The sequence below is a fragment of the Dysgonomonas sp. BGC7 genome (assembly GCF_001261735.1).
GTDB lineage: Bacteria > Bacteroidota > Bacteroidia > Bacteroidales > Dysgonomonadaceae > Dysgonomonas.
On sequence record NZ_CVRP01000001.1, the window covers coordinates 314,321 to 327,437 of the forward strand.

At 37.7% G+C, this 13,117-nt stretch carries 14 protein-coding genes; 12 read left to right on the forward strand and 2 right to left on the reverse strand.

The window, feature by feature from the left end; all coding sequences use genetic code 11:
* Positions 1 to 48 precede the first annotated feature (48 nt).
* Positions 49 to 1,380 carry a PhoH family protein gene (locus tag BGC7_RS01220; protein ID WP_050699718.1) on the reverse strand — a complete coding sequence of 444 codons (1,332 nt, stop codon included), beginning with the start codon at positions 1,378 to 1,380 and terminating at the stop codon, positions 49 to 51.
* Between the two features lie 200 nt (positions 1,381 to 1,580).
* Between BGC7_RS01220 and kdsA the strand changes: the two genes are divergently transcribed.
* The 11 genes from kdsA to BGC7_RS01275 all read left to right on the forward strand — a co-directional run bounded on the left by kdsA (position 1,581) and on the right by BGC7_RS01275 (position 10,615).
* Complete coding sequence (gene kdsA, locus BGC7_RS01225) at positions 1,581 to 2,375, forward strand: 3-deoxy-8-phosphooctulonate synthase (protein WP_050699719.1); 795 nt, start codon at positions 1,581 to 1,583, stop codon at positions 2,373 to 2,375.
* Entirely contained in the window at positions 2,375 to 3,094 is a 720-nt protein-coding gene (locus tag BGC7_RS01230; RefSeq protein WP_050699720.1) for a 2-phosphosulfolactate phosphatase, read from the forward strand. The genes kdsA and BGC7_RS01230 overlap by 1 nt, the downstream gene beginning before the upstream one ends.
* A 13-nt stretch (positions 3,095 to 3,107) precedes the next feature.
* Positions 3,108 to 3,473, forward strand: coding sequence for a YraN family protein (locus BGC7_RS01235; RefSeq protein WP_050699721.1), 366 nt, complete (start codon positions 3,108 to 3,110; stop codon positions 3,471 to 3,473).
* A 12-nt stretch (positions 3,474 to 3,485) separates the two neighbouring features.
* Positions 3,486 to 3,851: an MmcQ/YjbR family DNA-binding protein gene (locus tag BGC7_RS01240; RefSeq protein ID WP_050699722.1), complete on the forward strand. Its 366-nt coding sequence runs from the start codon at positions 3,486 to 3,488 to the stop codon at positions 3,849 to 3,851.
* The gene (locus BGC7_RS01245) at positions 3,851 to 4,585 is read left to right on the forward strand and encodes a biotin--[acetyl-CoA-carboxylase] ligase (RefSeq protein ID WP_050699723.1); all 735 of its coding nucleotides are present in this window, start codon (positions 3,851 to 3,853) and stop codon (positions 4,583 to 4,585) included. The genes BGC7_RS01240 and BGC7_RS01245 overlap by 1 nt, the downstream gene beginning before the upstream one ends.
* A 65-nt stretch (positions 4,586 to 4,650) precedes the next feature.
* Complete coding sequence (gene argR, locus BGC7_RS01250) at positions 4,651 to 5,151, forward strand: arginine repressor (protein WP_050699724.1); 501 nt, start codon at positions 4,651 to 4,653, stop codon at positions 5,149 to 5,151.
* 46 nt (positions 5,152 to 5,197) lie between these two features.
* Entirely contained in the window at positions 5,198 to 5,797 is a 600-nt protein-coding gene (locus tag BGC7_RS01255) for a GNAT family N-acetyltransferase (RefSeq protein ID WP_199318977.1), read from the forward strand.
* The gene (locus BGC7_RS01260; RefSeq protein WP_050699726.1) at positions 5,794 to 6,993 is read left to right on the forward strand and encodes an argininosuccinate synthase; all 1,200 of its coding nucleotides are present in this window, start codon (positions 5,794 to 5,796) and stop codon (positions 6,991 to 6,993) included. The genes BGC7_RS01255 and BGC7_RS01260 overlap by 4 nt, the downstream gene beginning before the upstream one ends.
* A 34-nt stretch (positions 6,994 to 7,027) precedes the next feature.
* Positions 7,028 to 7,996, forward strand: a complete 969-nt coding sequence (gene argC, locus BGC7_RS01265; protein WP_050699727.1) for an N-acetyl-gamma-glutamyl-phosphate reductase — start codon at positions 7,028 to 7,030, stop codon at positions 7,994 to 7,996.
* Positions 7,997 to 8,126: 130 nt separating this feature from the next.
* Positions 8,127 to 9,470 (forward strand): MutS-related protein, encoded by a 1,344-nt coding sequence (locus BGC7_RS01270; RefSeq protein WP_050699728.1) that lies wholly within the window; start codon positions 8,127 to 8,129, stop codon positions 9,468 to 9,470.
* Positions 9,471 to 9,493: 23 nt separating this feature from the next.
* Positions 9,494 to 10,615, forward strand: a complete 1,122-nt coding sequence (locus BGC7_RS01275; RefSeq protein WP_050699729.1) for an aspartate aminotransferase family protein — start codon at positions 9,494 to 9,496, stop codon at positions 10,613 to 10,615.
* Positions 10,616 to 10,696: 81 nt separating this feature from the next.
* Here the strand turns inward: BGC7_RS01275 and BGC7_RS01280 are convergent, their stop codons facing one another.
* Positions 10,697 to 11,650 (reverse strand): diacylglycerol/lipid kinase family protein, encoded by a 954-nt coding sequence (locus tag BGC7_RS01280; RefSeq protein WP_050699730.1) that lies wholly within the window; start codon positions 11,648 to 11,650, stop codon positions 10,697 to 10,699.
* A gap of 179 nt (positions 11,651 to 11,829) precedes the next feature.
* On the opposite strand from BGC7_RS01280, the gene BGC7_RS01285 reads away from it, so the two are divergent.
* Positions 11,830 to 13,113 carry an L-cysteine desulfidase family protein gene (locus tag BGC7_RS01285; RefSeq protein ID WP_050699731.1) on the forward strand — a complete coding sequence of 428 codons (1,284 nt, stop codon included), beginning with the start codon at positions 11,830 to 11,832 and terminating at the stop codon, positions 13,111 to 13,113.
* Positions 13,114 to 13,117: the final 4 nt, after the last annotated feature.

Genomic DNA, 13,117 nt, shown 5'->3' on the forward strand with positions numbered 1-13,117 from the left:
ATATTATAGAGGGTTGCTGAAAAGCAACCCTCCTGTTTTTATTATTCTTTATAATAATGTACTTGCGATTTCTGATAAGCGGCTCCGTTCTCCTTTCACAAGATTTACATGAGCAAATAAATCCTGCCCTGTCATTTTATCTATTACATAAGCCAGACCGTTCGACTGAGCATCCAGATAGGGCGAGTCAATCTGTTGCAAATCTCCTGTAAATATCATTTTGGTTCCTTCTCCGGCTCTGGTAATTATTGTTTTTATTTCGTGAGGAGTAAGATTTTGTGCCTCATCAATAATACATATCATTTCAGAAAGACTACGTCCTCGTATATATGCTAAAGCCTCTATTTCCAGCTTTTTCGACTTTTGCATTTCTTCTATATTTCTCGATTCTGCTCCTCCATAAGGAATATGGGTTTTAATAACAGAAAGATTATCGAACAAGGGTTGCATGTACGGGGCAATCTTTTGCTTTTCATCTCCCGGCAAAAAACCAAGTTCTTTATTTCCCAGTGCTACGATAGGGCGAGCGAGTAGAATCTGTTCAAAATTTTCGCTTTGTTTCAGGGCGGCGGCCAGAGCCAAAAGAGTTTTTCCTGTTCCTGCTTTTCCGGTGATGGCAACCAACTTTATTTCAGGATCCATCAATACCTCTATTGCAAAACTTTGTTCGGCATTGCGGGGTTGTATCCCATAGCAAATTTGTTTCTCTATACGGCTTATCTTGTTTGTAAAAGGATTGTAGCGTGTGAGTACACTCTTCTTTCCATTCTTCATCACAAAACATTCGTTAGCTGTGACAGCCATATCCAGATCGAATTCATCAAGACTTATACCCTCAGGTGTAGAATATAGCCTGTCGATAACAGAAGAATCCATATCTTTGAATGTCTTGTGTTGCTTTTCGAACAATAGTACATCTACAACTTTGTCATTGATATAGTCTTCAGCTGTCAGTCCAATAGCTCTGGCCTTCATCCTCAGATTGATATCCTTAGTTACCAGAATGGTTTTTACCTTTGCGTCTCTTTCCGATATTTCTATTACAGCAGAAAGAATCCTGTGATCGGGAATTCTTTCAGGAAATATCTGATAGACCCGCTCCTGCGCTTTTATTCCTGTTTCTACAAATAATTTACCTAAGCCGTTACCTAGTGGGGTACCTTCTGTAAATAAGTTATCATCGGTTATAGCATCTAATTGGCGAAGAAACTCGCGAGCATTGTAATTTATCTGATCGTTTCCTTTTTTAAATTTATCAAGCTCTTCCAACACTACGATGGGAAGATATACATCGTTTTCTTCAAAATTATCAAGGCACCTGAAGTCGTGCAATATTACATTAGTATCCAGAACAAAGTTCTTCCTTTTCCTCTTAGCCATATATTATACCTATTTAGAATATAAACTAAATATAGTGAATTTGGTTCACCTATTTAATGTTTTTACAAAGTTTAAATTAAACAAGTGCCTAAACTTTTTCTATATTTCCTTTTTCTCGTAATACGAAATGTAAGGAAGCTATAATATTTGTACCTTTGAATAAAATATTTGCAAATAAATTTATAATCAAACGGATTAATATGAAAATTAAGGATTTAAAGAATGATAACTTTTTTCTATTAGCAGGACCTTGTGTTATAGAGGGTGAAGAAATGGCTCTTCGTATTGCAGAAAAAATTATGAAAATTACTTCAGATTTGAATATACCATACGTCTTCAAAGGTTCTTATAAAAAAGCGAATCGCTCACGCGTAGACTCCTTTACTGGTATAGGAGACGAGAAAGCTCTCAAAATATTGAAGAAAGTAGGAGATACGTTTGATATACCAACAGTTACAGACATACACGAAACGCACGAAGCTGCTATGGCAGCCGAATATGTAGATGTGTTACAGATCCCAGCATTCCTGTGTCGTCAGACAGACTTGCTTATTGCTGCTGCTCAAACGGGGAAAATTGTAAATATAAAGAAAGGACAGTTTCTTGCTCCCGGCGGGATGAAGTTTGCTGCACAGAAGGTTGTAGATTCGGGCAATGATAACGTTATCATCACAGATCGTGGAACGTCATTTGGCTATTCAGATCTTGTAGTCGATTTCAGGGGGATCCCCGAAATGAGAGAGTTTGGTTTTCCGGTGGTACTCGATGCTACTCACTGTTTGCAAAAACCGAATCAGGCTTCGGGCGTTACAGGAGGACAGCCACAGTTGATAGAAACAATGTGTAAGGCTGGTATTGCAACAGGTGTAGACGGACTATTTCTCGAAACGCACTTTGATACAGCAAACGCACTTTCCGATGGAGCAAATATGTTGCCGCTTGATCAGTTGGAAGGATTGCTTGTTAAATTGACTAGATTAAAGGCTGCACTATAATGAAAGTTGATGTCTGTTTTTCGCCCGCACTTTATCCGTATTATAGCGAAAATGATAATCAGAAAATTGTCGTTGTTGTAGATATATTCAGAGCTACTACAACTATGTGTGCTGCTCTGAATAATGGTGCAAGATGCATTATTCCCGTTGCCAGTATAGAAGAAGCGAAGGAATATAAGACTAAAGGCTATCTGGTAGGAGCCGAAAGAAATGTAAAGCGCTGCGATTTTGCCGATTTTGGTAATTCTCCTTTCGATTACACTAAAGAAGCTGTACAGGGCAAAGATGTAGTTTTTACAACAACCAATGGTACGCAAGCAATAGAAAAAGCCCGTAATGCAGAGTATCTGATAATAGGAGCTTTTTCGAATATAAGTGCGATTGCCGAATTTTGCTCGTCGAGGCAAAAAGATGTTATTGTACTATGCGCCGGATGGAACAATCGCTTTAATATCGAGGATTCACTTTTTGGCGGAGCTTTGTCTGCTCTATTGGCACAGAAGGGCTATCAGACATCTTTCGATGCTACACTTGTAGCTATGTCTATGTGGGCAGAAGCGAAAGTCAATGTACGCGATTATATAAACAAGACCGAGCATATCAAACGTCTTGAGGCAAATAATCTGCAAGATTCAGTCGATTATTGTCTGAGTGAAAATACAATAAACAAAGTGCCGGTCTATGACAGGGAAACAGGAAAGATTACAATAGTTTCTTAATAAAGAGTATGTTATGGCAGATCATAATATCTTAGGGCAAAAGGGAGAAGAGGTTGCGGTAGCTCATTTTATAAACAACGGATATAAAATTCTTAAGCGAAATTGGTTCTACCAGAAATACGAAATAGATATTATTGCCTGTAATGAGGATTTTATTGTGTTTGTTGAAGTAAAGACCAGAAGTTCTGATCAGTGGGGGAATCCGGAAGATGCCGTATCAAAGAAGAAGATTAAGCATATAGTTGATGCCGCCGATTATTTTCTGAAAGAAAATGATATTGATCTTCCCGCACGCTTCGATATAGTTTCAGTTATCTGGACAGGGAAAAATTTCGAAGTAGAACATTTGGATGATGCATTTTTACCTCCTATAAATTGAAATGAAATAGATATGAATATAGAAGAAGCCAGAGAAGCATGCCTAACGATGAAAGGTGCAACCGAATCTTTCCCTTTTGGAGAAGATACATTGGTCTTTAAGGTAATGGATAAGATGTTTGCATATATGGGACTTGAATCCAGAGATGGTGAAATATGGTTGAACCTGAAATGCGATCCTGAAGTAGCGATAGAGATACGCGAGAAATACACAGGGATACGTCCGGGTTATCACTCGAATAAAAAATATTGGAATACAATAGTTATAGAAAGCGATGTGCCTGACAATCTTATAAAAGAACTTGTTCAACATTCGGTAGATGAGGTTATCAAAAAGTTGCCAAAAGTAAAACAACAAGAATATTTAAAAGCGAAGTAATGTCCCTTGTTATTCATCTCGGCGAAACCGATTCTTCAAATAATTACCTGAAAAAACTATTGCAAGAACAAGCTGTAGAGGAGTATACGATTGTCTCTACCGATTTTCAGACAGCAGGTAAAGGACAACGTGGTAATGGCTGGGAATCGGAGCCTGAAAAAAATCTCCTTTTCAGTATGTTGTTATATCCTGTGAGAGTGAAGGCAAACGAACAGTTTATAATATCGCAAATAGTCTCTTTAGGGGTTGCAAAGGCTTTAGGAAAATACACATCTGATATCTCTATCAAATGGCCAAATGATATATATTGGCAGCAAAAGAAAATCTGCGGAATACTTATGGAGAACTCCTTAAGTGGTGAGGAAATAAAGGAATCTATTGCAGGTATTGGTATAAATATCAATCAGGAAGATTTTAGGAGTAATGCACCCAATCCTGTTTCTCTAAAACAAATTACAGGAGTTGAACTTGATAGACAAGCTATATTGAATGAAGTCTGTAACAATATAGAGCTGTATTATAATTGTATGTTGCAGGAGAATAACGAATATATTATCTCTGCATATAAAGATCTATTGTTTAGACGTGAAGGATTTCATCTATTTAATGATAATACAAAAGACTTTCATGCCCGAATTAAAGATGTTCGGCCAGATGGTATCTTAGTCCTCGAAACAGAAACCGGCACAGAGCGAAAATTTGCATTTAAAGAAGTGAAGTACGTTCTTTCCTGAAATTATACTTTGTGTGCTCTATTTTATCATTTTTTGTCTGCAATTAATTTTTAATATGCAATATTATGTATATTTTTGCATCATTGTTGTATATTTATACATTGATGACTAAAAACAATAGACATAAAATAATAAAAGAAGTACTGCAAACTTCCGACATCAACAGTCAGGAAATGCTTCTGAAAATATTGATCGAGAAAGGCTTTAGTATCACTCAGGCTACTCTGTCTCGCGATATTAATGAGCTGAAAATAGTGAAAGTACCCACGGCCAAGGGGAGCTATACATATCAGCTACCCGAAAACATTCAGAATATTCAGCAGGAAGAATTACCACCTCTTTCTTCGTTCGGCTTTTTAAGTATCGAATTTTCCGGAAATTTGGCAGTAATCAAAACCCGACCGGGATATGCAATGGCTATTGCCGGAGAAATAGATAATAAAGCAACCCAATATATCTTGGGAACTGTAGCAGGTGATGATACCATATTGCTCATTCCCAGAGATAATGTAAGTAGAAATGAGGTGTTGGCATCCCTGTCTGCATTTATACCCAATATTCAATAGAAAAAGAGTGATGAATAATATAGATCAACTTGTGTTAGAAAAACCAATGGAACAAGACCAACAGCTAACTATACAAATAGCTAACGAAAGCCACTTGAAATATGTACAAACTATACTGGATACCATCGAGGCAGCAGCCAAGGTGCGTGGAACCGGTATTGCAAAACGTTCTCCGGAATATCTTGAATTGAAAATAAAAGAAGGTAAAGCTATTATAGCTCTTATGGACGAGGAGTTTGCCGGATTTTGTTACATAGAGTCGTGGGGAAATAAACAATATGTAGCTAACTCCGGACTTATTGTTGTGGAGAAATTCAGACAGCACGGTTTGGCTAAAAAGATAAAGCAACACGCATTTTCATTGGCCAGAGCAATGTTTCCTACCGCAAAAGTATTCGGGTTGACCTCGGGAGCTGCCGTAATGAAAATTAATACAGAACTTGGTTATGTACCTGTGTCATTTGCACAACTGACCGATGATGAGGCTTTCTGGCGTGGGTGTCAGGGCTGTATCAATTATGATGTGCTTACTCGTACCGAGCGCAGATATTGTATCTGTACAGCAATGCTTTTCGATCCCGAAAAACAAAAAGATAAAAAAGAAATAAAAGCAATAATCAAAGATATAAAGAAGCAATTGAAATGAAAAAGAAAGTAGTTTTAGCGTTTAGCGGAGGTCTCGACACTTCTTTTTGTGCCAAATACCTGTCTGCAGACTTCGGATATGAAGTATATACAGCTATAGCTAATACCGGAGGATTTACTCCCGAAGAGCTGAAAGTAGTAGAGGAAAAAGCGTATAAGCTGGGTGCAGCCAAGCATGTAAGCCTCGACATTACACAAGAATACTACGAGAAAAGTATTAAGTACATGATTTTCGGCAATGTCCTTCGTAATGGTACATACCCTATATCTGTAAGTTCGGAACGTATTTTTCAGGCGATTGCGATTATCAATTATGCAAAAGAAATAGGAGCAGATGCCGTCGCTCATGGAAGTACAGGAGCGGGGAACGATCAGGTGCGCTTCGACCTCACATTCGACGTACTGGCTCCGGGTATAGAAATCATTACTCCTACACGCGATATGCTCCTTACCCGCGAATATGAAATAAACTACTTGAAAGAGCATGGCTACGAAGCCGACTTCACTAAAATGGAGTATTCTATCAATAAAGGTTTGTGGGGAACGAGTATAGGAGGTAAAGAGACATTAAAGTCAGATCAGACTTTGCCCGAAAGTGCCTATCCGTCTCAGCTAAAGAAGCAAGGCTCGGAAAAGTTGCTTATCGACTTCGAACAAGGAGAAATTTCGGCCGTAAATGGAGAAAAATATACAGATAAAGTAAAGGCTATTCAGAAAATAGAAGAAATAACTTCGGCTTATGCTATTGGGCGCGATATGCACATCGGCGATACTATTATTGGTATCAAAGGTAGGGTAGGGTTCGAGGCTGCTGCACCTTTGGTTATTATCAATGCACACAAAATGCTGGAAAAGCACACATTGACCAAATGGCAACAGTATTGGAAAGAACAGGTTGGAAACTGGTATGGCATGTTTCTTCACGAAGCACAATATCTGGAACCTGTAATGCGTGATATAGAAGCAATGCTCGAAAGTTCGCAACGCAATGTTACAGGACGTGTAGAAATAGAACTACATCCTTACCGTTATGTTCTGGTTGGTATAGAGAGTAGCTTCGATCTGATGAAAGCCGACTTCGGTGAGTATGGTGAGATAAACAAGGCTTGGACATCAGACGATGCAAAAGGGTTTACTAAGATATATGCTATGACAAACAAGATATACCACAGCGTACAAAAGAAAAACGAAAAATGAATTTAACTCCGTGGTGGAAAATTAAAATAAAACAATGATTAAAACAGGAATAATAGGTGGGGCTGGTTATACTGCGGGCGAGCTGATACGTATACTGCTCAATCATCCTAAAGTAGAACTTGTATTTGTGAACAGTACAAGTAATGCCGGAAATAAATTGACAGACGTACATGGCGGATTGCTGGGCGAAACAGATATGAGCTTCACAGATCAATTGCCTTACAACGAGATCGATGTACTCTTCTTTTGTACAGCTCATGGCGATACTAAGAAGTTTCTGGATGTGAATAAAGTACCCGATCATCTGAAAATTATAGACTTGTCTACCGATTATCGGCACAAGGCAGAGGGCAATAAGTTTATTTATGGCTTACCCGAACTAAATAAGGAAGACATAAGAAAATCTTCTTACATAGCCAATCCGGGTTGTTTTGCTACAGCTATACAATTGGGGCTGTTGCCTTTGGCTAAAGCTGGATTGCTGAATAGCGAAATTCATGTAAATGCCATCACAGGTTCTACCGGAGCAGGAGTAAAACCATCGGCTACATCGCATTTCAGTTGGCGCGAGAATAATATATCTGTTTACAAGGCATTCGAGCATCAACATCTGACCGAGATCAGACAATCTTTAGTGCAATTACAAAAGAGTTTCGAAAAAGATATTAACTTTATTCCTGTAAGGGGGAATTTCACAAGGGGTATTTTTGTTTCCTCATACACTGATTACAGTGGTTCGCTTGCAGATGCAGAAAAGTTGTATAAAGAATATTATGATGATAGCCCCTTTGTAGTGGTTACAGAAAGTAATATAGACATGAAACAGGTGGTGAATACCAATAAGTGTGTATTGCACTTAGAGAAACATGGCAGCAAGCTGTTGATCCTTTCTTGTATAGACAACCTTGTGAAAGGCGCATCGGGACAAGCTGTACATAATATGAACCTCATTTTTGGATTAGAAGAAACAGAAGGCTTAAGGCTGAAAGCAAGCGCATTTTGAAACTATAAAACCATAATAAAGTTTTAATAAAGGCAATTCTGATAAAAAAAGAAATAAATTTATGGGGTTATATATGGAAATGGAGATATTCTGATCTCTATGCAATATAAACCTTATAATACAGAAGCTTATGAATTTTGAAGTTGACAACCAGACATTAAAAGATTTAGAGATTTTCGACACTGTCAAAGATGGTAAATCCGTATTCAGTTTGTACGACTTCACTCAATGTCAGGGCGGGAGAAAGAAGCTTTATAAGTTTCTGGCAAATCCTCTTACAGATCGGTCTGCTATCAGCGAACGGAAAGATGCTATTCTGTTCTTTCAAACACATCTGCCCGGAGGCTTAGATATAGATAAGGATGCTTTGGACTTCACTGAATTTTATCTCAGAGATATATACCATCCCACACGATTACCTTCAAAGACAGTGGCCTTTGAAAGAATAATTATGGATAAGTTAAGTTCTGGAAAAGAGTACTATATAGTAGAAAAAGGTGTTCGGTCGACGATCAATTTACTAAAAAATATACATCAGTTTTCTCAGATACTTGCGAAAAAGCTAAAGAGTACTGAAAATCCTCCTGCACTTCTTGTAAAAAACAAGGAAGAAATAGAGCGACTGTTTTCTAAGACCGAATATCAAGAGATTTGGACTCTGTCTAAGTTGAAGGCTTATGACATTGCCCGTCTCGATTATATGTTTCGCAATACAAATAAAACAGACATATATTCCTTTGTCAATCTGATATACGAATATGATGCTTATTTTTCGATAGCAAAAGCTGCCGAAAAATACAATTTTGGTTACCCCGAGGCTGTAGCTGCCGAAGGCAATCTGTTGGAAATAAAAGAATTATTTCACCCATTTGTAGACAATGCCATAGCTAACGATGTCAGATTCGATGGTTCTTCGAATATCTTGTTCATTTCAGGGCCTAATATGGCCGGTAAGTCCACATTTCTCAAGTCACTCGGAATTGCAGTTTATGTTGCCCACACAGGGCTTCCTGTTCCGGCTAGGGCAATGAAATTCAGTGTTTTGTCAGGGCTGTGTACTACCATAAACATATCAGACAACCTGAGTTCTGGATATAGTCACTTTTATGCAGAGGTGATGCGAATAAAGAATGTTGCAGAAAGGTTAAAAGCCAATAACAACATGATGGTCATTTTCGACGAATTGTTTAGAGGAACAAATGTGAAAGATGCGTACGATGGTACTCTAGCCATAGTAAATGCGTTTGCCCATATTCGTAGTTCGTTTTTTGTGATTTCAACTCATATCGTAGAAGTGGCAAAAGAGTTGCAGGTCAACAAGAATATAAATTTCAGTTATTTTGATATTCTCGAAGAAGGAGGACACCCTCGATATACTTACAAGCTCAAAGAAGGTGTTTCCGATGTCAGGTTGGGAATGTATATAATAAGAAAAGAAGGAGTGATAGACCTGATAGAAAAAATAAAGGCATAGAAATTATAAAAGAATTATATAAAATGAAACTATTTGATGTATTCCCGTTATTTGATATAAATATTGTAAAAGGAAATGGTTGTTATGTATATGACGATAAGGGGAATGAGTACCTCGATCTTTACGGAGGACATGCTGTTATCTCGGTAGGACATACACATCCGTACTATGTAGAAAAAATAACCGACCAATTAAATAAAATAGGATTTTATTCAAATTCGGTAATCAATAAGCTGCAACAGGAAGTGGCTCAAAAGCTTGGTGAACAATGTGGATATCCTGATTATTTTCTTTTTCTTATTAATTCCGGTGCAGAGGCAAACGAAAATGCGATAAAGTTGGCTTCGTTTCACAATGGAAGAAAGAAAGTATTGGCTTTTAAAAAAGCTTTTCACGGACGTACATCTGTTACAGTTGCTACAACCGACATTCCTGCATATTCTGCTCCGGTAAACGAAAACCTGAATGTCGCATTTGCGCCTTTCAATGATATAAACTTTATCAGAAAAGAATTGGCGACTAAAGAATATTGTTCTGTTATTATCGAAGGAATACAAGGCGTTGCCGGAATACAAGTTCCAGACGATAGTTTTATGAAACAGTTGCGTCAGGTTTGTACAGAGACCGGAACTATTCTTATTCTTGATGAAATACAATCGGGATATGGACGTAGTGGTAAGTTTTTTGCTCATCAATATGCAGATATAGAGGCTGATATAATCACTGTGGCCAAAGGGATCGGAAATGGGTTTCCTATGGCAGGGGTTCTGATCAACCCGATGTTCAAGGCTGTATATGGACAACTAGGTACTACATTTGGAGGCAATCACCTTGCATGTGCTGCTGCAATAGCTGTTTTAGACATTATGAAGAAAGAAAAACTTGTAGAAAATGCATATAATGTAGGTGAATTCTTAATGGAAGAATTGAAGAAGATTCCTCAGATAAAAGAAGTGCGTGGACGAGGTCTTATAATAGGTATGGAATTTGATGAACCTATAAAGGAAAAACGAACTAAACTTCTATTCGAAGAAAAAATATTTACAGGAGCTACAGGTACAAATGTATTCCGTTTATTACCTCCACTTTGTCTGACAATAGAACAAGCAAAAGTATTTCTTGATAAGTTCAAGAAAATCATATAACTGAATTCAGAATTTTTATATAAAAAAAGTCGAAAGCCCTAGCTTTCGACTTTTTTTTGTTTTTATAGGTAGAGAGCTTCTCTAAAAGAAGGTGTCTAATATTCTTAACACTACCTCTTGAGGATCTAAAGGATTTCTTTTAGGCGCCTCTTTGGGAACAAGGACCTTGAGACCTCTGGGTATTATTTTTACATTAATCTCTTTTCCCATTTCTACGGGATCGCCATCAATATGCATTAGCCCTGCACGCTCTCGTTTTATAGTAACCTCATTGGTTATGAGCTCTATCATCTTATTGCTTTCATCTATCTTTTTTGTAAATAATTGTATAGATGTTTGAGGTACATCCAATATAGACAGAGGTTTCAATATGGCGACATTCATCATACCGTCCTGTATATCTGCATGAGGTGCTATATGAGCATTATACCCATACTGAGAAGCATTAGCACATGTTACAACAAATGCTTTATCTTTGATAGTGCCTTCCGGACAAGTTATTTCATAAGTCTGAAGTTCTTGTTTGAAGAAAGTTTCCAGCATATTCTTTAAGTACATAAAAGAGCCCCTGTTCTTTTTTCCAGAAGATTTTGCCGCAACTTCTGCGTCGAAGCCAACTCCACATGTGCAGAAGAAAATACGGTCGTTTACCTTTCCATAATCTATGGATATAATATTTTCTTCTTCGATAACAGTCAGAGCTTTTTTTACATCTATCGGAATATTTAAATCTCGTCCAAGACCATTGCCCGATCCCATTGGAATAATACCCAATGTAGTGTCTGAACCGACAAGTGTGCGGGCAACCTCATTCACAGTACCATCTCCACCCGCAGCTATCACATAGTCCACCTTATCCTTAATCGCCTGCTGGGCAATCTCAGAACCATGTCCTGCATATCCTGTTATGAACATATGAACATCAAACTTATGAGCATCTAGACCCTCCGCTATTTTATGAGGAAGATTCTGTTTCGAAGAAGTACCTGATTTAGGGTTGATTATCACATAAATCTTCTTTTTCTTATCTTTCATTCCGGTTACAAAAAAGTTTGCTATACAAATATAGTACAATAACGAGTATTAGCCAAATAGGAGGAATAAAGCATACTTACTAATCAAATAAACCCCTTACTTTTTCGGTTATATTTAACGAAAAGAAAGAAAAAGAAGCCATATCTTTGCATGTATAATAACTAATCTTTCATGGAATTATGCTTACTCAAATAGATAAAGATCAAATTGTCAACCTTGTGAAAAGGGAGGTCGTACCTGCAATCGGATGTACCGAACCTATTGCTGTCTCGCTTTGTGTAGCTAAAGCCACCGAAATGTTGGACAAGAAACCTGAACAGATAAAAGTCTTTCTTAGTGCTAATATCCTGAAAAATGCGATGGGAGTAGGTATTCCGGGGACAAAAATGGTAGGCTTGCCTATAGCTATTGCATTGGGGGTACTTATAGGTAAAAGCGATTATGGATTGCAGGTTCTGAAAGACTTGACGCCTGAAGATGTAGAGAAAGGTAAGCAATACATTGCAGATAAACGGATAGAAATACTTCTTAAAGAAGATATTGCTGAAAATCTATATATCGAAACACACTGTATTGCCGCAGATGAAGAGACTATAGCAATAATAAAAGGCACTCATACCCATTTTTCTTATTTGGCTCGCAATGGAGAAGTTATTATCTCAGAAAATATAGAAAGTAAATCTGCTGTAGAAAAGGATGAGATAATCCTTAGCTTTGCTAAAGTGTATGAATTTTCTACTACAGTTCCAATTGTTGATATACGATTTATCTTGGAAGCTGCGGAGCTTAATAGAACAGCATCCAGACTGTCTCAGGAGGGAAATTATGGACATAATGTGTCGAAAACGGTTACAGGGAAGTTGGGTAAACAGATATTTGGAGATTCTATGCTTTCGCATATGATGTCTTATACAGCTGCAGCATGTGATGCCCGCATGGATGGAGCCATGATACCTGTAATGAGTAATTCGGGTAGTGGCAATCAGGGTATTACGGCAACTCTTCCTGTCCTTACTTTCGCTGAGGATATGGAGTGTAATGAGGAACAGCTCATTAGAGCATTGATGCTTAGCCATCTTACTGTAGTGTATATAAAACAGAAACTTGGACGATTGTCTGCTTTATGCGGATGTGTGGCTGCTGCTACCGGAGCTAGCTGTGGAATAACATATCTGATGGGTGGAAATTATAATCAAATAACATTTGCTGTGAAAAATATGGTAGGGAATATTACAGGGATGATATGTGATGGGGCAAAGCCTAGTTGTGCTTTGAAAATATCGAGTGGAGTATCTACTGCTGTACTTTCTGCAATTATGGCTATGGAAGATAAGGTTGTTTCATCTATGGAAGGTATTGTAGATGATGATGTAGATAAAACTATAGAAAACTTAACCAGTATTGGGGCTATAGGAATGCAGGAAACCGATAAGTTGGTATTAAAAATAATGACAAATAAATAAAAAA

Bases quoted from the DNA above. Each gene is read 5' to 3' on its own strand.
- BGC7_RS01275 (WP_050699729.1), top strand. From the start codon at position 9,494: ATGAAACTATTTGATGTATTCCCGTTATTTGATATAAATATTGTAAAA.
- BGC7_RS01220 (WP_050699718.1), bottom strand. From the start codon at position 1,380: ATGGCTAAGAGGAAAAGGAAGAACTTTGTTCTGGATACTAATGTAATA.
- BGC7_RS01270 (WP_050699728.1), top strand. From the start codon at position 8,127: ATGAATTTTGAAGTTGACAACCAGACATTAAAAGATTTAGAGATTTTC.
- BGC7_RS01245 (WP_050699723.1), top strand. From the start codon at position 3,851: ATGTCCCTTGTTATTCATCTCGGCGAAACCGATTCTTCAAATAATTAC.
- BGC7_RS01280 (WP_050699730.1), bottom strand. From the start codon at position 11,650: ATGAAAGATAAGAAAAAGAAGATTTATGTGATAATCAACCCTAAATCA.
- argR (WP_050699724.1), top strand. From the start codon at position 4,651: ATGTATATTTTTGCATCATTGTTGTATATTTATACATTGATGACTAAA.
- BGC7_RS01235 (WP_050699721.1), top strand. From the start codon at position 3,108: ATGGCAGATCATAATATCTTAGGGCAAAAGGGAGAAGAGGTTGCGGTA.
- BGC7_RS01285 (WP_050699731.1), top strand. From the start codon at position 11,830: ATGCTTACTCAAATAGATAAAGATCAAATTGTCAACCTTGTGAAAAGG.
- BGC7_RS01230 (WP_050699720.1), top strand. From the start codon at position 2,375: ATGAAAGTTGATGTCTGTTTTTCGCCCGCACTTTATCCGTATTATAGC.
- BGC7_RS01255 (WP_199318977.1), top strand. From the start codon at position 5,198: ATGGAACAAGACCAACAGCTAACTATACAAATAGCTAACGAAAGCCAC.
- argC (WP_050699727.1), top strand. From the start codon at position 7,028: ATGATTAAAACAGGAATAATAGGTGGGGCTGGTTATACTGCGGGCGAG.
- BGC7_RS01240 (WP_050699722.1), top strand. From the start codon at position 3,486: ATGAATATAGAAGAAGCCAGAGAAGCATGCCTAACGATGAAAGGTGCA.
- BGC7_RS01260 (WP_050699726.1), top strand. From the start codon at position 5,794: ATGAAAAAGAAAGTAGTTTTAGCGTTTAGCGGAGGTCTCGACACTTCT.
- kdsA (WP_050699719.1), top strand. From the start codon at position 1,581: ATGAAAATTAAGGATTTAAAGAATGATAACTTTTTTCTATTAGCAGGA.